General features: G+C 60.6%; 23 protein-coding genes and 1 pseudogene. 9 read left to right on the top strand and 15 right to left on the bottom strand.

Annotated features, from left to right (window positions below):
* Positions 1-104 precede the first annotated feature (104 nt).
* From AC3IUE_RS20800 to AC3IUE_RS20790, 3 genes are all read left to right on the top strand, one after another.
* Positions 105-512, top strand: a complete 408-nt coding sequence (locus AC3IUE_RS20800) for a response regulator (RefSeq protein WP_056741893.1) — start codon at positions 105-107, stop codon at positions 510-512.
* Between the two features lie 175 nt (positions 513-687).
* Positions 688-900 carry a DUF1059 domain-containing protein gene (locus tag AC3IUE_RS20795; protein ID WP_008156959.1) on the top strand — a complete coding sequence of 71 codons (213 nt, stop codon included), beginning with the start codon at positions 688-690 and terminating at the stop codon, positions 898-900.
* Positions 901-1012: 112 nt separating this feature from the next.
* Complete coding sequence (locus AC3IUE_RS20790) at positions 1013-1681, top strand: HAD-IA family hydrolase (protein WP_489263573.1); 669 nt, start codon at positions 1013-1015, stop codon at positions 1679-1681.
* A gap of 105 nt (positions 1682-1786) precedes the next feature.
* Here AC3IUE_RS20790 and AC3IUE_RS20785 read toward each other — a convergent pair whose 3' ends face one another.
* Both AC3IUE_RS20785 and AC3IUE_RS20780 read right to left on the bottom strand, forming a co-directional pair.
* Positions 1787-2446 (bottom strand): methyltransferase family protein, encoded by a 660-nt coding sequence (locus tag AC3IUE_RS20785; protein WP_489263572.1) that lies wholly within the window; start codon positions 2444-2446, stop codon positions 1787-1789.
* A 45-nt stretch (positions 2447-2491) separates the two neighbouring features.
* Positions 2492-3439 (bottom strand): GlxA family transcriptional regulator, encoded by a 948-nt coding sequence (locus AC3IUE_RS20780; RefSeq protein ID WP_489263571.1) that lies wholly within the window; start codon positions 3437-3439, stop codon positions 2492-2494.
* 123 nt (positions 3440-3562) lie between these two features.
* Between AC3IUE_RS20780 and AC3IUE_RS20775 the strand changes: the two genes are divergently transcribed.
* The gene (locus AC3IUE_RS20775; protein ID WP_489263570.1) at positions 3563-4354 is read left to right on the top strand and encodes an SDR family NAD(P)-dependent oxidoreductase; all 792 of its coding nucleotides are present in this window, start codon (positions 3563-3565) and stop codon (positions 4352-4354) included.
* Positions 4355-4421: 67 nt separating this feature from the next.
* Positions 4422-5354, top strand: coding sequence for a pyridoxal-phosphate dependent enzyme (locus tag AC3IUE_RS20770; RefSeq protein ID WP_489263569.1), 933 nt, complete (start codon positions 4422-4424; stop codon positions 5352-5354).
* 52 nt (positions 5355-5406) lie between these two features.
* Here the strand turns inward: AC3IUE_RS20770 and AC3IUE_RS20765 are convergent, their stop codons facing one another.
* The 13 genes and pseudogenes from AC3IUE_RS20765 to AC3IUE_RS20705 form a co-directional block, all read right to left on the bottom strand.
* Positions 5407-5724, bottom strand: coding sequence for a DUF2388 domain-containing protein (locus tag AC3IUE_RS20765; RefSeq protein ID WP_046046782.1), 318 nt, complete (start codon positions 5722-5724; stop codon positions 5407-5409).
* A gap of 148 nt (positions 5725-5872) precedes the next feature.
* Positions 5873-6223, bottom strand: a pseudogene (locus AC3IUE_RS20760) (FAD-dependent oxidoreductase); the annotation flags it as partial.
* 238 nt (positions 6224-6461) lie between these two features.
* The gene (locus AC3IUE_RS20755) at positions 6462-7769 is read right to left on the bottom strand and encodes an OprD family porin (protein WP_489263568.1); all 1308 of its coding nucleotides are present in this window, start codon (positions 7767-7769) and stop codon (positions 6462-6464) included.
* A 103-nt stretch (positions 7770-7872) separates the two neighbouring features.
* Positions 7873-8445 (bottom strand): PPC domain-containing DNA-binding protein, encoded by a 573-nt coding sequence (locus AC3IUE_RS20750; protein ID WP_489263567.1) that lies wholly within the window; start codon positions 8443-8445, stop codon positions 7873-7875.
* A gap of 118 nt (positions 8446-8563) precedes the next feature.
* Positions 8564-10141: an aldehyde dehydrogenase (NADP(+)) gene (locus AC3IUE_RS20745; RefSeq protein WP_489263566.1), complete on the bottom strand. Its 1578-nt coding sequence runs from the start codon at positions 10139-10141 to the stop codon at positions 8564-8566.
* A 30-nt stretch (positions 10142-10171) separates the two neighbouring features.
* Positions 10172-11131, bottom strand: coding sequence for an amidohydrolase family protein (locus AC3IUE_RS20740; protein WP_489263565.1), 960 nt, complete (start codon positions 11129-11131; stop codon positions 10172-10174).
* Entirely contained in the window at positions 11124-12083 is a 960-nt protein-coding gene (locus AC3IUE_RS20735; RefSeq protein ID WP_489263564.1) for an amidohydrolase family protein, read from the bottom strand. Before AC3IUE_RS20735 ends, AC3IUE_RS20740 begins: the two co-directional genes overlap by 8 nt.
* Positions 12084-12098: 15 nt before the next feature.
* Positions 12099-12557 carry a thioesterase family protein gene (locus AC3IUE_RS20730; protein WP_489263563.1) on the bottom strand — a complete coding sequence of 153 codons (459 nt, stop codon included), beginning with the start codon at positions 12555-12557 and terminating at the stop codon, positions 12099-12101.
* A 40-nt stretch (positions 12558-12597) separates the two neighbouring features.
* Complete coding sequence (locus AC3IUE_RS20725; RefSeq protein WP_461998985.1) at positions 12598-14496, bottom strand: TRAP transporter large permease; 1899 nt, start codon at positions 14494-14496, stop codon at positions 12598-12600.
* A gap of 15 nt (positions 14497-14511) precedes the next feature.
* Entirely contained in the window at positions 14512-15555 is a 1044-nt protein-coding gene (locus tag AC3IUE_RS20720) for a TRAP transporter substrate-binding protein (RefSeq protein ID WP_436274227.1), read from the bottom strand.
* A gap of 151 nt (positions 15556-15706) precedes the next feature.
* Positions 15707-16915 carry a CaiB/BaiF CoA transferase family protein gene (locus AC3IUE_RS20715; protein ID WP_150656111.1) on the bottom strand — a complete coding sequence of 403 codons (1209 nt, stop codon included), beginning with the start codon at positions 16913-16915 and terminating at the stop codon, positions 15707-15709.
* Between the two features lies 1 nt (position 16916).
* Positions 16917-17696, bottom strand: coding sequence for an enoyl-CoA hydratase-related protein (locus tag AC3IUE_RS20710; RefSeq protein ID WP_489263562.1), 780 nt, complete (start codon positions 17694-17696; stop codon positions 16917-16919).
* A gap of 72 nt (positions 17697-17768) precedes the next feature.
* On the bottom strand, positions 17769-18908 hold the full coding sequence (locus AC3IUE_RS20705) for an iron-containing alcohol dehydrogenase (RefSeq protein WP_140683705.1): 1140 nt from the start codon (positions 18906-18908) through the stop codon (positions 17769-17771).
* Positions 18909-19083: 175 nt separating this feature from the next.
* Here AC3IUE_RS20705 and AC3IUE_RS20700 point away from each other — a divergent pair, with 175 nt between their 5' ends.
* The 4 genes from AC3IUE_RS20700 (at position 19084) to AC3IUE_RS20685 (ending at position 22866) form a co-directional block, all read left to right on the top strand.
* A complete protein-coding gene (locus tag AC3IUE_RS20700) occupies positions 19084-20007 on the top strand; it encodes a LysR family transcriptional regulator (RefSeq protein ID WP_056741875.1) in 924 nt (307 codons plus the stop codon).
* 185 nt (positions 20008-20192) lie between these two features.
* A complete protein-coding gene (locus AC3IUE_RS20695) occupies positions 20193-21533 on the top strand; it encodes a PQQ-dependent sugar dehydrogenase (RefSeq protein ID WP_489263561.1) in 1341 nt (446 codons plus the stop codon).
* Positions 21534-21730: 197 nt separating this feature from the next.
* The gene (locus AC3IUE_RS20690) at positions 21731-22033 is read left to right on the top strand and encodes a transposase (RefSeq protein ID WP_056739092.1); all 303 of its coding nucleotides are present in this window, start codon (positions 21731-21733) and stop codon (positions 22031-22033) included.
* Positions 22030-22866, top strand: coding sequence for an IS3 family transposase (locus AC3IUE_RS20685; RefSeq protein WP_056739091.1), 837 nt, complete (start codon positions 22030-22032; stop codon positions 22864-22866). Before AC3IUE_RS20690 ends, AC3IUE_RS20685 begins: the two co-directional genes overlap by 4 nt.
* The last annotated feature ends 75 nt before the right edge of the window (positions 22867-22941 follow it).

Below are 22941 nucleotides of genomic sequence, written 5' to 3'. Positions count from 1 at the left end.
CGGTTGTATCAAAAATGAATTTCCGCCGAGTCCGCTGCTCATACCTGATAGGCAGCGGATTTAAGCGCGCGAAATCATTTAGGCAATCAGGGAGTGGCACAGTCATGGGACCAGTATCGACGGCGGGCGATCATCTCCTTGGCGGGTTGATTCTTGTGGTTGAGGACGACCCGCTGATCCTGGAGTTTCTCTGCGAAATTCTTCAGGAGGAAGGGTTTGTGGTTGAACCGCAGACCAGCGCGGATGCCGCGTCGAAGTATCTGGAGCAACACTCCGAAGGCGTCCGTCTATTGCTCACGGACATCACCATGCCGGGCAAACTCAATGGCGCGGACCTGGCCAATCTGTTTGGCGACCGCTGGCCCGACAAACCAATCATGATCATGTCCGGTTACGAAACGCCGGAAAGCGCCGGGGTCAGGCATTCGGTGTCGTTCATCAAGAAACCATGGGCGCTTGGGCAGTTGCTGGACTGTGTGGAAGGTGCCTTGAAGTCGAAACGTACCCTTTAGAACCTGCGGCACATCAGACCACTACAACCTGTCACGATGCGCCTTGTGGCGGGCCTATACTTCAAGAGTCGGCACACTCGGTGCGACCTGCAATCGTGTTTGATGTATGGGGTGACGCGTCGAGTGATCGTTCACGCAGGCCACGGCCTGCCTTCGTCGTAGGGAGGATAAGATCATGGCGCGTAAATACATCGACTGCCGCGAGTTTCCAAGCGATGCCAAATGCTCGGTCGCACTGTCCGCAGACTCTGAAAACGAACTGCTAGAGGCCGCCGCACAGCATGCGGTCAGTGTTCACAAGCACACCGACTCACCGGAACTGCGTGCTCAACTGAAGACGATGTTTCACGACGGCACCCCGCCTGTTGAAGCACCGCGTCCCGCTTAGCAAAAAAGTCCTCTGCAGGAGTTGCCGAAGGCTCGGGCCGCGTTCGGCAGCTCCTCGCAAATGCTACATTGTTCGGCGAACCCGCCTGGCACTTGCGAGAGGTAGCTCCCCCTTGTCTGCTCAAGAATCTGTCTTCAACACCCCGTACCGCGCTTTTCTGTTTGATATGGATGGCACCGTCCTCAATTCCATCGCCGCTGCCGAGCGGATCTGGGCGGCCTGGGCCTTGCGCCACGGCGTCGATGTCGACACCTTCCTGCCCACCATCCATGGCGTTCGCGCCATTGACACCATCAATCGTCTGGCGTTGCCCGGGGTGGATGCCGAGGCTGAAGCGGCGTTCATCACCGAGGCGGAAATCGAGGATGTCGAGGGGATCATCGAAGTGCCTGGCGCGGCGAACTTCCTGAAGTCGCTGCCCGTCAACCAGTGGGCGATCGTCACCTCGGCGCCGAAGGCATTGGCGCTGCGGCGGATGGCGGCGGCGGGTATTCCGCAGCCTTTGGTGATGGTCACTGCCGAAGACGTCAGTGCCGGCAAACCCGATCCCGCAGGCTATCGACTGGCGGCCAAGCGTTTGGGCGTTGAACCGGCCGATTGCCTGATTTTCGAAGACGCCACCGTGGGTATTCTCGCGGCCGAGGCGGCGGGCGCGGGCCTGATCGTGGTGACCGCGACCCACGACCATCCGCTCCAGACTCCGCATGCGACACTGGCAAGATATACGTCGGTGACCGCTGTAGTGGATCCCGACGGCCCAATCCGCCTACACGCAATCTAATGTGGGAGCGGGCTTGCTCGCGAATGCGGTGTGTCAGGCACATCGATGGCGAATGACACACCGCTTTCGCGAGCAAGCCCGCTCCCACATTGGGGTTGTGTTGTTTCAGTAAACCCCGGGAATCAACCGCCAACTGCGGGCGCAATAAGCCTCGTATTCGCCGCCGAATTGCGCCCGTAACAGCCCTTCTTCGGAGTGAATGCGGGCGATCAGCGGGATCAGCGTCACCGCGGCCAGCAACAGGCCAACGCCGGAACGAAAGGCCAGTGCCCAGCCCATGGCAGTGATCATCAGCCCCAGGTAACTGGGGTTGCGCAAGGTGCGATAAATCCCGTCGGTGACCAGCGTGTGGCCCGGCTGAATCGCCACCAGTCCACTGAAACGCTTGCCCAGCACAAACACCGGCCACAGCCGCAGTGTGCCGCCGATGATGAACAGCAACGCCCCGAGCCAGCGCACACCTTCGCCACCAAAAGTCCAGAAGTCGATCCGGTCGGTATAGGCCGGCAAGTACCCGCTCAATAAACCGATCACCCCGAACGCCGGCAGCACCCAACGATTGGCCCGGTCTTCACGTTCGCCGGAACTCAGGTTGACCTCAGTGAACAAGGACGCGATGGCCATCACCAAAGTGGCAAACACAATGACCACCAGCGGTGCATGAGAGAAAAACGCCGAGAATCCGCCAAGCCCCCATACCGCGAGCCCAAGGTAGGCGAGGGTGGAAACAACGGCGAAAAACGCCAGTTTGGCCGAGATTTTCATAAGCACCTCGTGCTGATTCTTTTCAGTTTAGAGGCCCGGCGCCCCTCACGCGTTCAACCCGGCCCTGGCATTACGCCGAATCACCTGCGGCGGCTGCCCGAACGCCCGAAGGAAGGCTTCGCGCATGCGGCGGCAGTCGCTGAAGCCGGACTCTTCAGCGATCTGATCGAGGGTCAGTCGCCCGCGTTCCAGCATCTGCCGTGCCGTTTCCAGGCGCAGGTTCTCGATGGCTTTGGCCGGTGATTGACCGGTTTCCGCGCGGAAGGCCCGGCTGAACTGCCTAGGGCTGAGGCGCGCGACGTCGGCCAGATGCTCCACCGACAACGTCTCGGTGAGGTGTTCTCGCGCATAGCCGAGCACGGTTTGAATGCGGTCGGATTTCGCTTCCAGCTCCAGCAGCGCCGAGTGCTGCGACTGGCCGCCCGCGCGGCGGTGGTACATCACCAGTTTCTGCGCCACGGAACGGGCCAGTGCGGCGCCGTGATCCTTTTCCACCATGGCCAGCGCCAGGTCGATGCCGGCGGTCATCCCGGCGGAGGTCCAGATCGATCCGTCGACGACGTAGATGCGGTCTTCTTCGACCTTGATCGATGGAAACCGCACTTGCAGCTCCCGTGCATATGCCCAATGAGTAGTGGCGCGCCGTCCGTCGAGCAAACCGGCCTGGGCCAGGACGAACGCCCCGGAGCAGATCGACGCCGTGCGCCGCGCGGTTTTAACGTTTGCGCGCAGGTAGTTCAGCACGCCTTCAGGTGCCTGCTCGAGGATGGCATCGCCACCCACCACAATCACCGTGTCGAACACCCGCTCACCGAAGGCCTCGGTGCCGACGCTCAGCCCACCGGAAGCACGCAACGTGCGGCCGTCTTCAGACAATACGCTGACGTCATAAAGCGCCTCGCCCGCGCTGAAATTGGCGTACTCGAACACCGGCATGGCCGCCAGCGCCATGGACTGGAACCCTTCAAACACTACAAATGCCACGGAAGTCATCGAGATGTCCTCAAATGCTCATGTCCGAAAAACGTATTTTAAACGTCATTTGAGACGAGCGTTAGACCCTTTATAACGATTCACACCCGGCGACGTTATCGCCTCACTGTGAAGGAAATCGACATGGCCCTCTCATCCAAAGGTACCGCTCTGATCACTGGCGCTTCTTCGGGCATCGGCGCGGTGTATGCCGACCGTCTGGCCCGGCAAGGTTACGACCTGATTCTGGTCGCCCGCAGCCAGGCGAAACTGAACGCCCTGGCCAGCCACCTGAGTAACGAAACCGGCCGCGCCGTGGAGGTGGTCGCCGCTGATCTGAAAGACAAGGCCGACGTGCGGCGGGTCGAAGAAATTCTACGCTCCGACGCCAGTATCACCCTGTTGGTCAACAACGCCGGGGTCGGCGCTGTCATGCCGCTGCTCGGCAGCCCGGTGGATGACATGGAAGACATGATCACCCTCAACGTGACCGCGTTGATGCGCCTGGCTTACGCGGTAGTGCCAGGCTTCGTCGCTCGCGGCACCGGGACGGTGATTAACATTTCCTCGATCGTTGCTATCGCCCCGGAAATTCTCAACGGCGTGTACGGCGGGACCAAGGCGTTTGTCCTCGGCCTGAGCCAATCCATGCACCGAGAGCTGGCCGACAAAGGCATTCGGATCCAGGCCGTGCTGCCCGGTGCCACTGCCACCGACTTCTGGAGCGAGGCCGGCAACCCGGTGGAAAACCTGCCGCAAGAGATCGTGATGTCTGCCCAGGACATGGTCGACGCCGCGTTGACGGGCCTGGCGCAAGGCGAAGTGGTGACCATTCCGGGCCTGCACCAAGGCGACCAGTGGGACACCTACGAAGCCCAGCGCCAGACGCTTTCAGGCTTGTTCGGCAATTCCACGGCAGCACCGCGTTATCGCTGAAGCGGTAGCCGCCGGGCAGGGTGAACTAAGCTTGGAGTAGGACTGTTCACCCTTAAGGAGCTTCGCCATGCTTCACATCAGGACGCCCTTGATTCTGCATCCAGACCTGTCGACCCCGTCCCGGCGAATCTGGCTCAAGCTGGAAAACCTGCAACCGAGCGGCTCATTCAAACTTCGCGGTATTGGGCTCTTGTGCAGCCAGGCGGCGGCGCAAGGTAAACGCAAAGTGATCTGTCCTTCCGGCGGCAATGCCGGGTTCGCCACCGCCGTGGCGGCCGCCAGACTGGGATTGAAAGCCTGCATTGTGGTGCCGAACACCACGCCGGAAACCACCCGCGCAAAAATCCGGAAAACCGGTGCCGAGGTGATCGTCCATGGCAAGGTCTGGGACGAAGCCAATCTACGGGCCAAAGAACTCGCGCAGGGCGCTGACACCGAATACGTGCCAGCCTTCGATCACCCGGTGTTGTGGGAAGGGCACAGCACGATGGTCGATGAAATCCTCGAGGATTGCCCTCAGGTCGATGCAATCGTGATGTCGGTAGGGGGCGGAGGTTTGCTGGCGGGGATTCTCACCGGATTGATTCGCCACAAGCGCATGGACTGCCGGATCATCGCGTGTGAAACCCAGGGTTCAGCGTCTTTTGCCGCCGCTGTCAGCGCCGGACATCCGGTCAAATTCCCCCGGATCGATACGGTCGCCAAGTCGCTCGGCGCTACGTTGGTGGCCGCCTGGCCGGTGCAGCACATCCTCGATTTCCCACACGAATGTGTCGCGCTCAGCGATGACGAGGCGATCATGGGCGTGGTGCGTTATGCCAACGACCTGCGTCAGTTGGTCGAGCCGGCGTGCGGCGTTTCGTTGGCGATTGGATACCTGGACCATCCGGCGATTGCCGAAGCCCATGATGTGGTGATTGTGGTGTGCGGCGGCGTGAGCATCAGCGCGCAACTGGTGGCGGGTTGGGCGCGATTATCCACCGGTGCTGAAGCAAAGTAGGGCTGCAAACGCTATCCGGGCGCTGCAAGCCCCACCGCTACTTTTTCAGTCTTTATTTGCCTGCTGCTACGCCTTCCTGGACGAGGATTGCTCTGGCCAGGTCTTCGTCGCTGGCGTTGAGGCCGGGATTTTCCTGACGAATCTGCTTCAAGTACGACTCCAGATAAACACCACGAATCGCGCCGCCACTGGCCACGAAGCTGGAGGCGTCATCCCGGGCAGGAATCATGAGTTTGTGGTCCTTGAAGGTCGAGTACAGCGATGCGGAAACCCCGGCTGACGTGGCGACATCGCCCGCATCCACTTTGGCCATAGCGGAGCCGAAGGGTAAACACAGCAAAAGGGAAGAGATGATAATCAGACGGCGCATGACGGTGTCCTCTGAAAGCGTGAAGCAAAAAAGGAAGTACCTCATCTGTAGGATGCGTGGCGGTCGTCAGGAGTTCCCTGCCGAAGCGTTATCAGTCCAAAGCCTGGACCTGAAAAAGCTCAGCCCCTCGCCGCACACACAATAACTTTCACCAATAACGCTGGATCAGCCCGCGTTGCGTCGCCGCAAGCGCGTGCCGGAGCGGCGGCAGGGAAGGGCGGAAGCCGAGCCATTTGCGCGCGACCGGGTCTGTCAGGCCCATGACGCGGCGCACAAGTCGTTCCAGATACTCAAAACGCTTTGGATTGGCCGGGTCGTTGATCGAACCGAGCTCCACCGTGCCCGCCACCCTCAGGCGGCCGGCCATGGGCGTCATGTAGAACGCGCTTTCCACCGGGCAGCAGGGGCAGTTGAGCAAGGTGTCTTGCAAGTCGAATTCGATGTGATAACCGCGCTCGGTATCTAGCGGAATGTGATCCCCGACCTTGCGTGCCAGCGCCGCCGACCAGCACCACGCCGCGGTCCTGGCACAGACGGGCGAAGCGCGAGCCGGTCCTCACATTGATGTTGAATGTGCAGACGCCATCGCGAGCAGGCTCACTCCCACAGGGAATTAAGTTGATCACAAATTCTGCGGCCACCCGAGATTCAATGTGGGAGCGAGCTTGCTCGCGATAGCGGTGCGTCACTCACATCGAAGTTGAGGATGCAGACGCTATCGCGAGCAAGCTTTGCTCCTACAGCAGCGGGATGCTGTAGCTCACGATCAAGCGATTCTGGTCCTGGTCACGGGACGCCTCGCTGTTGGACTTGCCGTTACGCCATCCGAATCCAACCCCTTTAAGCGAACCGGACTGAATCACGTAGTCCAGGCTGATATCCCGCTCCCATTCCTTCTGGTTATCACCGGATGTCGTCTTGATATCGTCCCCGCTGAGGTACATGACGGACGCTTTCAGGCCCGGCACACCCAAGGCGGCGAAGTCATAAGCATACTGGCCGAAGGCTGTGCGTTCGCCCGCACGGGTGAAGGTCTGAATCAGGCGGTCGGTGTACAGATAAAGGCTGGAGCCGCCGGCACCCTTGTTGGCCAGCCCGCCCTGATTGAGCTGCGTGAAATTGCTGCCACTCGAAACGCTTTGATAGCCCGCGGTGAGGCCATGGCCACCCACCGTGTAAATCAGCGCGGCGCTCCAGGTTCGGTTATCGATCTCGCCATCATTGCCTTGGGTGTAGCCGCTGATTTTGTAGCCTGATGTCCCCGAGCTGTTTGCACCGGACGAGTCCGTCTTGAAGTAGCGCAAGTCGGTTTTCAGCGATTGACCTTCCGCGATCGCCAGTGTGTGGATCAGGCCGAAAAACTGCTGGGTGTAGTAGTCGTCCAGGTTGGCGTAGTAATACTGGGCGGTCAGGTCCTTGGTGACTTTCCAGTCGCCCCCGGCGAAGTCGAACGCGTTGCTTTCGCGGGTGCCACCCGTGGCGGCCAACCCCGTCTGATCGCTTGAGCCCCGGCCTGTTGCGTGTTCGATTCGGCCTCCCGTGAGGGTCAAGTCCTTGAACTCGCCCGAGGTGATCTGGCCACCTTCGAAGGTCTGTGGCAGCAGGCGGCCGTCGTTGGACACCAGGATCGGCAGCTTCGGCATCAGCGTGCCCAGGCGAAGTTCGGTTTTCGAGACTTTGACCTTGCCGGTCAACCCCAACCGGCTCCATTCGTCGACGGCGCTGTTGTCGCTGTCTGAAGGAATCATGCTGCTGCCGACGTGCCGTCCCTTGCCGCTGTCCAGCGTAATCCCCATCAGGCCCAGTGCGTCGACGCCAAAACCAACCGTGCCATCGGTGTAGCCCGACTTGTAATCCAGCATGAACCCCTGCGCCCACTCTTCGGTTTTCGAAGGCGCGGCGGTGCCGTCACGGTTGTCGTTGTTGAAGTAGAAATTTCTCATCCCCAGGGTGGCTTTGCTGTCACTCAGGAAGTCGGCGTGCGCCTGGGTGCTGAGTGCAATGGCACCCAATGCAAACGTCACCACCGTTTTCTTGTTACTCATCTGAATCGCCCCTTTATTTTTGTAGTTTGAATTTGGGAGGGTGGCTCCCGCAGTAGCGGGTGCCGGCAACGTTCGATGCCTGCGGGAGCGTTATTCGCCTGGCTTAAATACCCAACACGTTGGCGCCGATGCACGGATCAATCCCGCGTTCCAGACGACGCTGGTGGACGATCACGGTGATTTCCATCGAGCCGGTGGTCACTTCGAAGTCGAGGATGTGGCCGCCGTACGCTTGAAAGGTGGCGTCACCGGCAACACCGTGCATGTGGATCGAAGGCTGGTCGTTCTTCCACGCCACGGAGCCGGTGATGCTGGCCATCTCGACACTGTTCAAGGTCTTGGCGTCGAAGTCCTTTTTGTCCTTGTTCCAGAAACCGAACTTCACGTTACCGAAGCCGATACCGCTGATGGACGCGCTGGGGATTTTCTCGGCGATGGCCAGTTTGGTCAGCTCCTTGAAGGCGTTATCGCCCATGCGCAGCACCATGAGATAACCGGTGGGGGTTTTGGTGTAGCGTGGTGTGGCTTCAGTGACACATTGCATAGGCGCTGCCGTCGCAGTGGGTGCGGTTTCTGCAACCGCCAGTGGGGAAAATGTTGAATTGATCAGAACGGCAGCGGTGACCGCCAACATCATCTTGGAGAGACGCAGTGTCGGGTGAAGTTGAACGTGCATGAGACTTCCTCTGTTTTTGTTGTTGTGGGCTACAGCGTTTTTTGAGGCGAGCGTATCCGGCGCCTATTTTTCGATAGGCGACGGAGTTGCTATTAACGGTGGGCGTTAGTGCGGTGACTTACAGCGCGTCACGGCTGCTGACACCGTCAACCAGTCGGGCAATGCTCAACGGGTTGGCGTTCTTCAGCGCGTCCGGCAACAAGCTGTCGGGGCAGTTCTGATAACAAACGGGACGCAGAAAACGATCAATCGCCAACGTTCCGACCGAGGTACCGCGAGCATCCGAAGTGGCCGGGTACGGTCCGCCGTGAACCATGGCATCGCAGACTTCCACCCCGGTCGGATAACCATTGAACAGCACGCGCCCGACTTTCTGTTCCAGCAAGGTCAGCACTTCGTTCAGGGTATTGAGGTCCGAATCTTCGACGATCAGCGTGGCGGTCAACTGACCGCGCAAACCGTGCAGTGCCTGGAGCAACTCGGTCTGGTCGGCGACTTCCACCACGATAGTGGTCGGGCCGAAGACTTCTTCCTGAAGCAACTCATCACCGTTGATCAACAGGCTGACGTCGGCCTTGAACACTTGCGGCTGCGCCTGGTTGCCCTGTTGTGCGGCGCCGGCCAGGTGCGTCATGCCAGCGTGAGCGCGAAGATTGTCCAGGCCGTGGCAATAGCTTTTCAGCGCGCCGACGTTGAGCATCGTTTGCGCGGATTGCTCGCCCATCAAACCGGTGAAACGTTCGAGGAAGGCCGTGAACTCTGGCGAACGAATGCCCAAAACCAAGCCGGGATTGGTGCAAAACTGACCCGCACCCAGCACCACGGAAGCGCTCAGCTCGGCAGCGACCTTGTCACCGCGCGCCTTCAGTGCTTCGGGCATCAACAACACCGGGTTGATGCTGCTCATCTCGGCGAACACCGGGATCGGTTGAGGCCGTGCCGCTGCCATGTCACACAAGGCCCGGCCACCGCGCAATGAACCAGTGAAACCCACCGCCTGGATCGCCGGATGCTTGACCAGTGCCTCGCCGACGCTGCCGTAGAGCATGTTGAACACGCCATCAGGCATTCCGGTTTTTCTGGCCGCGCGAGTGATCGCATCGGCGACGTAATCGGCAGTTGCCATGTGACCGCTGTGGGCCTTGAACACCACCGGGCAGCCCGCTGCGAGGGCGGAGGCGGTGTCGCCGCCGGCAGTCGAGAAGGCCAGCGGGAAGTTGCTGGCCCCGAACACGGCGACCGGACCGAGCCCGGTGCGGTACTGGCGCAGGTCGGGGCGAGGCAACGGTTGGCGGTCCGGGAGCGCTCTGTCGATGCGGGCGCCGTAGAAATCGCCGCGACGCAGCAGGGTGGCGAACAGGCGCATCTGGCCGCTGGTACGTGCCCGCTCACCTTGAATACGGCCGGCGGGCAGGGCGGTTTCCCGGCACACGAGGGCAATGAACGAGTCGTCCAGCGCCTCAAGCTCAGTGGCAATAGCCTCCAAAAACTGAGCGCGTCGGGCAGCTGAAAGGTTACGAAAGATCGGGTAAGCCGTGGCCGCCGCTTCTGCGGCCGCATTCACTTCTTCCACGGTCGCCTGATGGAAGCGATACGGCAGTGCTTCGCCGGTACTGGCGTCGTGGCTTTGCAGAGTGCTCGAGCCTTTAGCCGAACGAGCGCCAGCGATGTAGTTGTGGCCTGAAACTTCAAACATGGGAACTCCTGAAAGGCTGTTCAATGAGGGTCAAGTGAGCCGGTAAATGCGTCGGGCGTTGTCATGAAACAGGGCGAGCCGATCCGTCAGGGAGCGGTCGCTGACAATCGTTTTGAAGCCTTCGAAGATCTCGCTCATGCCGTTCACGACGCCGTCGACCGGGTAATTGCTGGCAAACGCGCAGCGACTGACATCGACAATCGAAATCGCGTCGTTCACCACCACGCGGTTCGACTCGACGGGCCACGCCTTACCGGGGATGCAAATGCCGGAAATCTTCAGGGCGACGTTCGGCTCCCGTGCCAGCAACGCGAGGTTTTCACGCCAGCCGGCTAACCCTTCTTCCGAACGATCAGATGGCAGCGCCGTGTGATTGACCACGATGGTTACGTCAGGAAAGTCTCTGGCCAGCTCGGCCGCTTCCGCCAGATGCCACCATGGCGCCTGCAACTCGAAATGCAGGCCGTTTTCAGCCAGTTGTGCGTAGCCGTCGCGCCAGCGGGGATCGCGCATGGAGCCTGGCGCGACGAAATCTTCGCGCCATGCCTCAAGGGTGGTGACCGCAGGTTTGTGGCGCACGCCGCGCACCAACGGATGATCGCCGTAGCGGCGCAAGAGGTCCGATGCGTCTTCACGGTCAAGCCAGGCCTGCGCCACCATCGCTGCCAGGGTCGGTTCGTTTTGTGCCAGTGATTCGACAAACCTCACCTCATCGGCGGGCGTCGCAGGGTCCCATTCACCCTCGATGACGACGGTCTGCACGATGCGATGGTTGCCCGTCAGCCGGCGATAGTCTTCAGGCAGGAAGTTGCGGCAGATCGATGAGTAATCGCCGTAACGAAAGGGGCGCAGCGGGCGGTCGTTCAGCCACGGGTAGTAATGCTTTTCGATGTCGAAATAATGTTGATGAGCGTCGACGATGGGTAAGTCCGCATCCTCGCCGCTGGCCAGAAAGCGCGCGCGCCAGTCGATCACCGATGGGTTATCCATGCTGTTCCTCCAGACGATAAAAGCGTTGTGCATTGCCGGCGAACACCGCTTCCTGCACGGCACGCCCCAGTGGCGCGAGCATCGCGGCCACGCCATCGGCAATCGTGTCGTAGGACGCGCGCAATCCGGCGACCGGGAAGTTGCTGGCGAACATGCAGCGCTCGGGGCCGAAGATCTCCAAGGCGGTCAGCACCACGATCCGGTTGTCGTCGTAGTTCCAGGGCGAGTCTTTGAGCCCGAACTCCGACAGCTTGATGTGCACGTTGGGCTGCAAGGCCAGTGCTTCCAGGCCCTTGCGCCAGCGGGTCATGCCTTGCGGGCTGCGATCCCAGGCGAAACCGGTGTGATTGAGGGCGATCCGGATCTGCGGAAACATCGCCGCCACTTCGGCGGCCTCGACCAGGTGCCACGGCGGTACGCGCAGGTCCCACGACAGATCGTGGTCAGCCAGACGCGAAAAGCCTTCCAGCCATTTCGGGTCCTGCATGGTGCCCTTGGCGCCGGCAATCGACACCTCCGGCGATGCCGAGGTCACTGGTTTGGAGCGTATGCCTTTTACCAGCGGCCTGGCGGCCTGAGCCGCGAGAATGTCCGCGCTGTCCTCACGGTCGAACCAGGCGTGGGCAACGATGGCATTCGGGAAGCCGTAACGGGCATTCACTTGTTCCAGCCAGCGTGTCTCGGCGACTTGCTCATCGCGAGCACGTTCGGCCTCGACATGCACCGTTCCCACCAACCGTTGTCTTTCGGTCAGGGCAAGAAAGTTTTCCGGCAAGAAATCACGGCACAGGCTGTGATAGTCACCGAGAAAAAAATCCTCGTGATAGTCGTCCTGCAGCCAGGGATAACGACCGTTGCCCAAGTCCCACAAGTGGTGGTGAGCATCGACAATCGGTAGCGCATCCTCGGCTGCAAGGTTGGGCAAGCCATTGCGTTCGTGCAGCGTGATCATGACGGGGTCCCTTGCTCAGCGCGACGCGGCGAATTGGGAAGGGTTGAGCACGCTGTCTTCAACTTCCCCTGCGGCGGCCGCCTCGGCCTTGGCCTGAACGCGGCTGCGCAGTTTGGCGACGTTCACCACCACCCGGGTATGCGCCGCCGTGGCCACCAGCTCGACGTCATCGCGCACTTCGACGTTGAAGGTGACGCTGCGACCTTCGATCCGGGTAACCGTGGCGACGATGCTGACCGACATGCCGAGCAGTGTGGCTCCGACATGGCGGATATCGACTGCCGCACCGACGGTGTTTTCGCCTTCATCGAGGAAGGTGAGCAGGTAATCAAGGCAGGTCCGTTCGATATCGTCGACCAACCGTGGCGTGGCGTAGATGCGCAAGTCTTCGCCGAGAAACGAGATGGTGCGCTCCTTGTCGACGATCAGTTGGCGTTCGGTGGCGGTGCCGGCTTCGAGTGTTGAAAAGTTCATGAGAAACCTCGTATTTACGTGCTGACAGTCAGAAAGTGATTCAGGCGTTGGGCAGGAAACCGATGGAAATCCATGGCACGGCGATCAGCACGCCCAGGGCTACAACGAGTGCGCCGAGATACGGCCAGACCCGGCGCATGGCGCCGCTGGGGTCGACCTTGGCGATGGCGCAAGCGGCATAGAAGCCCACGCCAAACGGTGGGGCGAACAAACCCAGGCCCATGGAGAAGATCGCGACCATGGCGTAATGCACGTCGTTGATGCCCATGGCCTTGGCAATCGGAAACAGCAGCGGCCCGAACAGCACGATGGCCGGGATGCCTTCCAGAAAACTGCCCAGAAGGATGAACGCCACGGCGGAGATGATCAGGAAGCCCATCGCGCCACCCGGCACCGTCGACATCACCTGCGCCAACTGGTGCGAGAAGCCCGACTGGGTCAATGCCCAGGCCATGGCGGTCGCGCTGCCGATGATGATCAGGATCGCGCCGGACAGTGACGCGGTGCTGACCAGAATCGGATACAGCCGGCGCCAGTCAAAGCAGCGGTAGCACAGCAAGCCGACGACAAAGGTGTAGGCCACGCCGATGGCGGCGACTTCGGTGGCGGTCGCGACCCCTTCAACCACCGCGGTGCGGATCACGAAGGGCAGGGCCAGTGCCGGTAATGCGACCAGCAGCGAGTGACCGATTTCCTTGCCTGAGGCGCGTTTACCGGTGGAGGCTTCGCCTTTGCGGTTTTTCCACCAGATCACGGCCGCCATGGCGATGGCACCCACCACCGCCGGCATGAAACCACCGGTGAACAGGGCGGAAATCGACACGCCGGTCACCGAGCCAATAGTGATCAGTACCAGGCTCGGCGGAATGGTTTCCGACATCGCCCCGGAGGCATTGAGCATCGCCACCAGTTCGTTTTCATCCTCACCGCGTTTCTTCATTTCCGGAAACAGCGCCGGCGCGATGGCGGCCATGTCGGCAGCCTTGGAACCGGAAATGCCGGAGATCAGGTAGATGGCCCCGATCAGCACGTAAGACAGGCCGCCACGTACATGGCCGATCAACGAGCAGAGGAAGCGGATCATCGCTCGGGCCATGCCCATGGCTTCGATCAACGCTCCCAAAAACACAAACAACGGGATGGCCAGCAAGATCAGGCTCGCCATGCCTTCGTCCATCCGACCCACCACCAGGGTCAAGGGCGTGCTGGTCATGGTCGACAGGTAAGCCACCGTCGCCAGGCCGAATGCGACCATGATCGGCACACCGATGACGATCATGGCCATCACGCCAATCATGAAGAAGACGACCAGGTTCCAGTTGCCCATCAGCAGCAGGGAGCCTTCAGCCACCCACAACAATGCGGCCAGGGAGGCCAGCATCGCCACCGACACGGAGAAGTCGATCAGCCGGGCGCTGGTCAGCAGGCGCGCGACACAGGTCATCAGCATCAGGCTCAGGCCGACCGCGATGGCGGACACGCGAAAGGCGTTGGGGATTTCAAGGGCGGCGGTGGTGATGATCCACTCGTCGCTGACGTACTCCCAGGCCGGCGTGAACAGCAACCCGATGAACGTGATGACGATCACCGCGCCCAAGGTGTCGACAAAGGCGCGTTTTTCCAGCGGCAGGCGCCCGATGAACGAGGTCAGCCGCATGTGCTCGCCTCGACGCATCGCCACCACTGAGCCGAGCATCGCCAGCCAGAGAAACAGCAGCGAGGCCAGTTCGTCGCCCCAGACGATGGGTTGATTGAGCACGTAGCGCGAGAACACATTGCAAAACAGCAGCGTGACTTCGATAACCACCAACAACGCTGCGCTGCCCTCGGTCAGCCAGCGCAGCCCGGTGTCCAAAGCGCGACCGAGACGAAACGTGGTGGGGCGGGTGCTGAGTCCTTCAGCGGGAGAAACATCCGTCATTGGTATTTCGCTTTTCATGACCTTGTCTCCGGCTTAGGACAGTTGACCCGCGTACTGCTCCAGCAAGCTCCAGGCTTCATCGCCGTACTTTTCTTTCCATTGGGTGTAGAAGCCTTTGGACTGCAATTCAGTCCTGAACAATGAACGGTCGACTTTGTTGAAGGTGATGCCGTGGGCGGTCAGGGACGGCTCCAGGCTGGAGTTGAGATCGATCACCTGTTGACGCTGAATCAGCGCGGCGGCGTTGATTTGCCGGGAGACGATTTCCTGCACATCTGCGGGCAGTTTTGGAAAGGTCTTGCCCGAGGCGACGATCCAGAAACCGCCCCAGATGTGGTCGGTCATGGAGCAGTATTTCTGCACTTCATAGAAGCGTGCGGCTTCGACAACCACCAGCGGGTTTTCCTGGCCGTCGACCACTTTGGTCTGCAACGCCGAGTAGGTCTCGTTGATGCTGATGCCGGTAGGGGAGGCACCGAGGGCGCTGAACATGGAGGTCCACAGCGGGCTCACCAATACGCGCAATTTGAAACCGGCCAGGTCTTGTGGTGTGTAGATCGGTCGCGTCGAACTGGTGATCTGGCGGAAGCCGTTGTTCCAGACTTTCTCCATCGGGATCAGGCCGACCTTCTCGGTCTTGGCGCGCACGTATTCGCCCAGCTTGCCGTCCAGCGCGGCCCAGACACTGTCGTAGTCCTTGAATGCGAACGGCATGCTTTCGATCGACATGGCCGGCACCAGCGTGGAGAGAATCGCGCCTGGCAAGGGAATGAAATCGATTGCCCCGGCGCGCACCTGGGACAGCATGTCGGTGTCGCCGCCCATGGCGCCGTTGGCGTACACCTGCAGGTCCACGGCACCGTTGGTTTCAGCCTTGATGGCCAGCGAAGCCGCCTTCATTTGGATGTTCAGTGGATGGGTGTCGGGCAGGCTGCTGGTGTAGCGCAACACAATGGGTTTGGTCGCGGCGAAGACGCTGGAGGGCAGCAGGTTGGCGGCGAATGCACCGCCAACGGTGACGCCGGCAGACACTAGAAATGATCGGCGGCTGACGGCCTCGGTCAAGATACGGCTCATGATGTTCACCTTATTGTTTTTGTAGTTGTTCTAACTGTGGGAGCGAGCTTGCTCGCGATGGACCTGAGGGCGCCGCGTTTATCCAGGAAGCACGCGTTATCGTTAACGCCCATCGCGAGCAAGCTCGCTCCCACAGGGTTTTCGGTCTGGTTCAGGACGCGAGTGCCACGACGGCCTGGGTTCGAATCAGTTCGTCGATTTCATCTTCCGCGTAGCCGCTTTCTTTCAGCACTTCGCGGGTGTGTTCACCGAGCAGCGGGGCATGCCGACTGGTCGGCGGCGCAGCGTTGTCCATGTCGGAGAAATGAATCGGCAGGCCCATGCCACGTACCCGGCCTTCGGTCGGGTGTTGGGTCTCGACGACCATGCCGCGTGCTTCGGTTTGCGGATGAGCCAGCGCCGCCGCGATATCGAGGACCGGCCCGGCAGGCAGGCCGAGGCTGTCGAACAGCACCATCCATTCATCGGTGGTGCGCGCGACCAGGACTTCGTTGAGGATTTCCACCAAGGCCAGACGGTGCTCCATGCGCAACGCGTTGCTGGCGAAGCGTGGGTCGGCTTCGAGTTGTGGCACGGCGAGCGCCTCGACCAGCCGTTCGTAGTTGGCCTGGTTGGCGGCACCAATGTTGATCCAGCCATCCGCGGTGCGGAACACCTGATACGGCGCGCTGGTGGAGTTGGCCGAACCCATCTTTGGCAGGATGGTGCCGTCGGCGAAATACGCCGCCGCCGGCCAGTACATCTGTTGCAGACCGGCTTCGAACAGCGAGGTGTCGACCATCTGCCCCAGGCCAGTTTTCTGCTTGGCAGCGTAGGCGGCGCAGATGCCGAGGGCGGCGAGAATGCCGGAGTTGATGTCAGCGACTGGCGAACCCGCCTTGACCGGCTCACGCCCGGCTTCACCGGTCATGCTCATCATGCCGCTCATGCCCTGGGCGATCAGGTCGAAGCCGCCTTTCTCGCCGAACGGCCCACTACGGCCGTAGCCGGAGATCGCGCAGTAGATCAGCCCTGGATTGAGGGTTTTCAGCGTTTCATAGCCCAGGCCGAATTTCTCCATGGTGCCGGCACGGAAGTTTTCCGTGACCACATCGGCGTCCATCAACAGGCGGCGCAACACGTCGCGCCCGCCCTCGGTTTTCAGGTTCAGGCCAATGCCGCGCTTGTTGCGGTTCACCACCATGAACGAAGCCGATTCACCGCTGGCCATGATCGGCGAGAAGCGGCGCGAATCATCACCGCCCGGGACTTTCTCGACCTTCACCACGTCGGCACCCATGTCGGCCAGCATCATTCCGCACACCGGGCCGGACATGATGTGAGCCAGTTCTACCACGCGCATTCCTGTCAGCGGTCCCATGTTATTTCCCCTTGAATTGTGGTTTGGCTTTCTCGATGAAAGCGTTCAGACCGATCTGAAAATCTTCGGTGTCGTAGCAGAAGTAACTCGCGTCAATCTGCTCGACCGTGGGTGCAACGCCGGTCTCAAGCTGGCGTGCGGCCTGGCGATGCCAGCGGGCGACGAGGGGCGCTCCGTTGGCGATGCGCTTGGCGGTAGCGAGGGTTTCGGACTCGACCTCGGCATCAGGTACGACGCGGGTCACAAGGTTTTTTACGTAGGCGTCATGGGCGTCGAGAATGCGACCCTCGAGGAGAATCTCCAGGGTCGTCGAGCGTCCGGCCAGCGCCACCAGACCGGCCATTTCGTCATACGACATGACCAGCCCCAATTTGCCGACCGGCGCGCCGAAACGACTGGAGGTGCCGCAGATACGCAGGTCGCACAGCGCAGCGATTTCCAGGCCGCCGCCGACACACACGCCATGGATCATCGCGATCACCGGGTGTGGGCAGTCGGCGACAGCGCGCATGGCCGCCGAGGTGACTTCGGCATACTCCCGGGCTTGTGCCAGGTTGGCGCGCACGGTCGGAAACTCGCTGACGTCGGCGCCGGCGGCGAAGGCTTGTTCGCCAGCACCGCGCAACACGACGCAGCGCACGCTGGCGTCGGCGGACAACTCGGTCATGACATCACCCAGGTCCTGCCACATGGACAAGGTCAGGGCGTTCATTTTCCCCGGGTGGCTGAGGGTGACGGTGGCAAGGCTGTCTTGCCGGTCGATCAGGACGGTGGGCTTCATGATTGTTGCGCTGGCGTCGGTTCAACCGACGACGCGGCTGCCTCCTCATTTTTTATTGTTGGATAGCGACGGTTACAACGACTGCGCGAGCATCGACAGGTAGTCCGCGGACGATGCTTCGCGGGGGTTGGTCTTGTGGCTGTGATCGTGCAATGCGCCTTCGACGATGCCGGCAAACAGGCTTTCGTCGACGCCGATTTCGCTCAGGCGGGTCGGCAGGCCCAGGCGTCGGGTCATGTCTTCGATGGCCGTACCGATGTTTGCGTCGGCCTCAAGGCCCATGGCATGTCGCAGGCGTTCAAGCTTGCGTTCGTCGCGAACGGTCGGGGCGTTGGCGTTGAAGTCCACGACCGCGGGCAGAAAGATGGCGTTCAAGGTGCCGTGGTGCAGCTTCGGATTGATGCCGCCCAAGGCGTGGGACAGGCTGTGCACGCAGCCCAATCCCTTCTGAAAAGCGAGTGCGCCTTGCATCGACGCGCTCATCATGTTCATCCGGGCTTCGCGATCACCGGGTTCGGCGGTAGCACGCTCGATGTGTTCCCAGGCACGCCACAGGCCATCAAGGGCGATGCCATCTGCCGCGGGGTTGAAGGCCGGCGCCATGAACGTCTCGATGCAATGAGCGATCGCGTCCATGCCGGTGGCGGCGGTCAGCATCGGTGGCAGGCCCAGGGTCAGTTCCGGGTCGCAGATGGCCACGCGAGGCACCACATAAGGTGAGATTACGCCCACCTTGCGACCATCGTCGAGGATCAGGATGGCGCCACGGCCGACTTCGCTGCCGGTGCCCGCCGTGGTGGGAATGGCAATCAGCGGCGCGGTGGCAGAGGTGATGCGATCCAGTCCGCCTTCGATCACCGCAAAGCTGTGCAGAGGACCGTCGTGCGTGGCGCAGACAGCCACGCCTTTGGCCAGATCGATGGAAGAACCACCGCCGACCGCGATGATGCCGTTGCACTCGTCGAGGTGGTATTGCGCCACGGCTTCACGTACGGCGTGTTCGTTGGGGTTGGACGGGGTGGCGTCGAAAATCGAAGGAGGGAGACTGGCGCCGAGGGCCGCGATGACCTTGTCGACGATGCCGGCATTGCGCACACCGATGTCGGTGACAATCAGCGGCCGGGTAATGCCCGCGCGCTCGGCTTCGGCTGCGAGATGCTGCAGGCTGTCGTAGCCGAACTGGATCTTGGTGACGTAATTGATGAGGGACATGATTCACCACAAGTTATACAGGATTGTTATTGTTGCAATCGGTCTGCGGCAGGAGGGCTTTCGCTCTCTGGTCAAACCCATTGCATTGCCTGGTTGTGGAGCGGACTATAGGGCCGTCGTGGCGAGCCTCGATACTGACAACTTTCGATACCTCTATAACTTTTAGTTAACCCTGATGACGCCCTCACTCAATTCGATCATGTCCCGCCTGCACATCAAGCAGCTGCGCTTGTTGATAGCCCTTGATGAACACGGCTCCTTGCTGGGCGCGGCCAAACAGGTCGCGCTGACCCAGCCCGGCGCCAGTAAAGCCCTGCAAGAAATTGAAACCACCTTCGGCACCTCGCTGTTCACCCGCACTAACCGCGGGCTTGAACCCAACGATGCCGGACGCTCGGTTATTCGTTACGCACGCTTGATCCAGACCGACCTTGCCCATCTGCGCGAAGAGATCATCGGCATCATGAGCGGAGAGGGCGGACGGGTGTCCGTCGGCACCATCATGGGCGCCGTCCCGCTGCTGACCACCGCGATCAGCCGGGTGATTGCCGACCACCCCAAGCTGTCCATCGAGATCGTCGAAGACACCAGCGCCGCACTGCTCAGCCAGCTTGACGCCGGGCGCCTCGACCTTGCGATCTGCCGTACGACCATCAGCACCACGCCCTACTTGTATGAGAGCTCGACCTTCGTCGAAGAAACCCTGGCGGTGATCGCCAGCACTCAGCATCCGTTCGCCTATGCCCGGCAGCTGTCGCTGAAGGACCTCGTGGATTACCGCTGGGTGGTCTATCGGGCCAACATGCCGATGCGTTTGCTGCTGGAGCGTGAGTTTCACGAGGCCGATCTGCGTTTTCCGGTGCACCTGCTGGAAACCACGTCGGCGTTTGCCACCCTGTCGTTACTTCAGGAAAACCCGACCCTCGTCGCGTTGGTGTCGACCGACGTGGCGAAGTTCTGCTCCGGCTACGGCTTCACCACCACGCTGCCGCTGCCCATCACCTCGCGCAGCGAACCGTATGAGCTGGTGTCGCGCAAAGGCGTGCCGGACTCGCCGGCAGCCAGGCTGTTACGAGAGGCGTTGTTGAACCCCGTTTGAGCTCAGGACCGGTTGAAACAGGCGCTTGCGATAGTGCCCGGCTTTGGAGGCGTGCATTCGTGCGTTTCAGGCAAATTTGATTTGCGGCAGGCGCGGTGTTTGAAACGGACCCGCGCCGCGATACTTCGCCGGGATTTTGCCTGCCCAATAATTGGCCCACGGATGGCCGTTGCGAGGTTAGAACAATGAATGTGTCCAACCGACTTGCGCTCTTGATGACCACTGCCGCGCTGCTCACCGCGTGTGGTGAGTCTTCCAAATTGCCGTCTCAGGCCAGCGTCGGTCCATCCCCGCAATTGCCTGAACCCACCACCTCGTTGATCCCTACGTTAAAAGTGTCCAAAGCGATCGGCTGGGCGGGTAGTGACATGCCCAAGGCACCCGCAGGTTTTAAAGTGACCGCGCTGGCCGAAAACCTCGATCACCCGCGCTGGGTGTACACGCTGCCCAATGGCGATGTCCTGGTTGCCGAGAGCAACCACCCGCCGATGCCGGAAGGCGCGACTGACGGTGGCACCGGCCCGATCGCCTGGGCAAAACGCACCGTCATGGGTTTTGTGATGGGCCGTATCGGCGCTGATGCACCCAGCGCCAATCGCATTACCTTGTTGCGCGATGCCGACGGTGATGGCCACGCGGAAGTCCGGAAGGTATTCATGAGCAACCTGGCGTCACCTTTTGGCATGGCGTTGGTGGGCAATGACTTGTTTATTGCCAATGCCGATGCACTGGTCAAGGTGCCGTACAACGCGGGTCAGACCGAGGTGAATGCGACGCCGGTGAAAGTGACCGATCTGCCCGCAGGCATTAATCACCACTGGACCAAGAATGTCATCGCCAACGCTGAGGGGACCAAGCTTTACGTCACGGTAGGTTCCAACAGCAATGTCGGCGAGAACGGCCTCGATGCGGAAGAAGGGCGCGCGGCGATTTGGGAAGTTGACGTCACAAGCGGCGACAAGCGCTTGTTCGCCAGCGGCCTGCGTAACCCCAACGGCTTGGCCTGGAAGCCGGGTTCGACGCAGTTGTGGACCGTGGTCAACGAGCGCGACGAAATCGGCAGCGACCTTGTGCCGGATTACCTGACGTCGGTGCAGGACGGTGCGTTCTACGGCTGGCCGTGGAGCTACTACGGCGATCATGTCGACACCCGTGTCGAGCCACCGCGTCCGGACAAAGTGGCCAAGGCCATCGCGCCGGACTACGCGCTGGGCACCCACGTTGCACCGTTAGGCCTGACGTTCTCTGATGCCCGAGGCATGCCCGCCAATTTTGCCAATGGCGTGTTCGTCGGTGAGCACGGCTCTTGGAACCGTAACCCCCAGGCCGGTTACAAAGTGGTGTTCATTCCCTTCAGCGACGGCAAACCTTCGGGGCTGCCGGTGGACTTCCTGACTGATTTCCTCAATGCCGACGGCGAAGCGCAAGGGCGTCCGGTGGGCGTCACGCTTGATCAGAGCGGAGCGTTGTTGGTGGCCGATGATGTCGGGAACAAGGTTTGGCGTATCGCAATCGCAAAGCCCTAGAGATGGGGTAGGCCAGTTAGATGGATGCTGGATGAGCTACCGTCATCGCGAGCAGGCTCGCTCCCACATTGGTTTTATGTTGTTCGCGAGATTTGTGGCCGACACCGGGCCCTGTGGGAGTGAGCCTGAACTGGCCTAATGATTTTGGACACTTCAATCGGGCGCTATGATGGCGCCCAAATCTGAGGTGTCTGGATATGCGTAAATCTTATTCGAGTGAGTTCAAACTCAAGGCTGCCAGTATGGTGCTGGACGAGGGGCAGTCAGTTCCCGACGTCTGTGCCAGTCTGGATATTGGCCCTACCGCCTTGCGCCGTTGGGTCGATCAGGTTCGCAAAGAACGCTTAGGTTCAACCCCGGAGGGGGCCAAGGCAATCACCGCCGATCAGCGAGAGATTCAGCAGCTCAAAGCGTTGCTCAGGCAAAAAGACCTGGACATTGAAATCTTAAAAAAGGCCAGTGCTCTCCTGCTTTTGGACTCCAAAGATCATTCTCGTTGATCAATGAGCTGGACGAGCAGTACGGCGTTAACAATTGCTGTCGGGCGTTTGGAGTCAACCGCAGCAGCTTTTACGCCTGGCGTCAGCGCCAAGGCAAGGTGAAGCCTGAGCGGGAGAAACTTAAAGCCGTGCTGGTCGAGCATCACAAGGAATCCAGAGCGTCTGCGGGGTCTCGCACCCTTTCCAAGGAGCTGCAAGCAAAGGGGCATCGTGTCGGGCGGCATATGGCTCGCAGTTTGATGCGCGAAGCCGGTGTTGCCAGTCATCAGCGGCAGCGGCACAAGTACAAATCTTCCGGCGTGGAAGCGTTGGTGGCGCCGCATGTGCTCAAGCGCAAGTTTGATGTCACGGCGATCAACCAGGTGTGGTGTGGCGATGTGACGTACATCAAGGTGGGCAAGCGCTGGATGTATTTCGCGGCGGTGCTGGATTTGTTTGCTCGCCGGATCGTGGGGTGGTCGTTTTCAATGATTTCCGATGCCACGCTGACCTGCGAAGCGTTGCGAATGGCGGTTCAATTGCGAGGTCGTCCAAAAGAGGTGCTGTTTCACTCTGATCAAGGTTGCCAATACACCAGCCACAAATTCAGGAATGAGATGCGTAAGCACGGACTCCTGCAAAGCATGAGTCGTAAAGGTGAGTGCTGGGACAACGCCCCGATGGAGCGTTTCTTTGGGAGCCTGAAATCAGAGTGGGTACCAGAAAACGGCTACAGCTCGGAGCATGAAGCACGCGTGGATGTGCAGCGTTATGTGATGCGTTACAACAACGTCAGACTCCATAGCTACAACGACTACCGGTCGCCGGTAGCCATGGAGAAATTGGCTGCGTGAACCTTAACTGGTGTCCAGAATTACTTGACCAGTTCAGCCTGCTCGCGATGGCGGTGGCACAGTCAAAAAATACTG

This window comes from Pseudomonas sp. GL_093, assembly GCF_057837605.1.
Note: the sequence above shows the minus strand (reverse complement) of the source record. Positions and strands in the feature narration are given on the sequence as shown.

Bases quoted from the DNA above. Each gene is read 5' to 3' on its own strand.
- AC3IUE_RS20765 (WP_046046782.1), bottom strand. From the start codon at position 5,724: ATGCGCCGTCTGATTATCATCTCTTCCCTTTTGCTGTGTTTACCCTTC.
- AC3IUE_RS20700 (WP_056741875.1), top strand. From the start codon at position 19,084: ATGACGCCCTCACTCAATTCGATCATGTCCCGCCTGCACATCAAGCAG.
- AC3IUE_RS20750 (WP_489263567.1), bottom strand. From the start codon at position 8,445: ATGCACGTTCAACTTCACCCGACACTGCGTCTCTCCAAGATGATGTTG.
- AC3IUE_RS20795 (WP_008156959.1), top strand. From the start codon at position 688: ATGGCGCGTAAATACATCGACTGCCGCGAGTTTCCAAGCGATGCCAAA.
- AC3IUE_RS20755 (WP_489263568.1), bottom strand. From the start codon at position 7,769: ATGAGTAACAAGAAAACGGTGGTGACGTTTGCATTGGGTGCCATTGCA.
- AC3IUE_RS20775 (WP_489263570.1), top strand. From the start codon at position 3,563: ATGGCCCTCTCATCCAAAGGTACCGCTCTGATCACTGGCGCTTCTTCG.
- AC3IUE_RS20705 (WP_140683705.1), bottom strand. From the start codon at position 18,908: ATGTCCCTCATCAATTACGTCACCAAGATCCAGTTCGGCTACGACAGC.
- AC3IUE_RS20740 (WP_489263565.1), bottom strand. From the start codon at position 11,131: ATGGATAACCCATCGGTGATCGACTGGCGCGCGCGCTTTCTGGCCAGC.
- AC3IUE_RS20735 (WP_489263564.1), bottom strand. From the start codon at position 12,083: ATGATCACGCTGCACGAACGCAATGGCTTGCCCAACCTTGCAGCCGAG.
- AC3IUE_RS20715 (WP_150656111.1), bottom strand. From the start codon at position 16,915: ATGGGACCGCTGACAGGAATGCGCGTGGTAGAACTGGCTCACATCATG.
- AC3IUE_RS20720 (WP_436274227.1), bottom strand. From the start codon at position 15,555: ATGAGCCGTATCTTGACCGAGGCCGTCAGCCGCCGATCATTTCTAGTG.
- AC3IUE_RS20730 (WP_489263563.1), bottom strand. From the start codon at position 12,557: ATGAACTTTTCAACACTCGAAGCCGGCACCGCCACCGAACGCCAACTG.
- AC3IUE_RS20745 (WP_489263566.1), bottom strand. From the start codon at position 10,141: ATGTTTGAAGTTTCAGGCCACAACTACATCGCTGGCGCTCGTTCGGCT.
- AC3IUE_RS20800 (WP_056741893.1), top strand. From the start codon at position 105: ATGGGACCAGTATCGACGGCGGGCGATCATCTCCTTGGCGGGTTGATT.
- AC3IUE_RS20690 (WP_056739092.1), top strand. From the start codon at position 21,731: ATGCGTAAATCTTATTCGAGTGAGTTCAAACTCAAGGCTGCCAGTATG.
- AC3IUE_RS20785 (WP_489263572.1), bottom strand. From the start codon at position 2,446: ATGAAAATCTCGGCCAAACTGGCGTTTTTCGCCGTTGTTTCCACCCTC.
- AC3IUE_RS20695 (WP_489263561.1), top strand. From the start codon at position 20,193: ATGAATGTGTCCAACCGACTTGCGCTCTTGATGACCACTGCCGCGCTG.
- AC3IUE_RS20780 (WP_489263571.1), bottom strand. From the start codon at position 3,439: ATGACTTCCGTGGCATTTGTAGTGTTTGAAGGGTTCCAGTCCATGGCG.
- AC3IUE_RS20770 (WP_489263569.1), top strand. From the start codon at position 4,422: ATGCTTCACATCAGGACGCCCTTGATTCTGCATCCAGACCTGTCGACC.
- AC3IUE_RS20710 (WP_489263562.1), bottom strand. From the start codon at position 17,696: ATGAAGCCCACCGTCCTGATCGACCGGCAAGACAGCCTTGCCACCGTC.
- AC3IUE_RS20725 (WP_461998985.1), bottom strand. From the start codon at position 14,496: ATGAAAAGCGAAATACCAATGACGGATGTTTCTCCCGCTGAAGGACTC.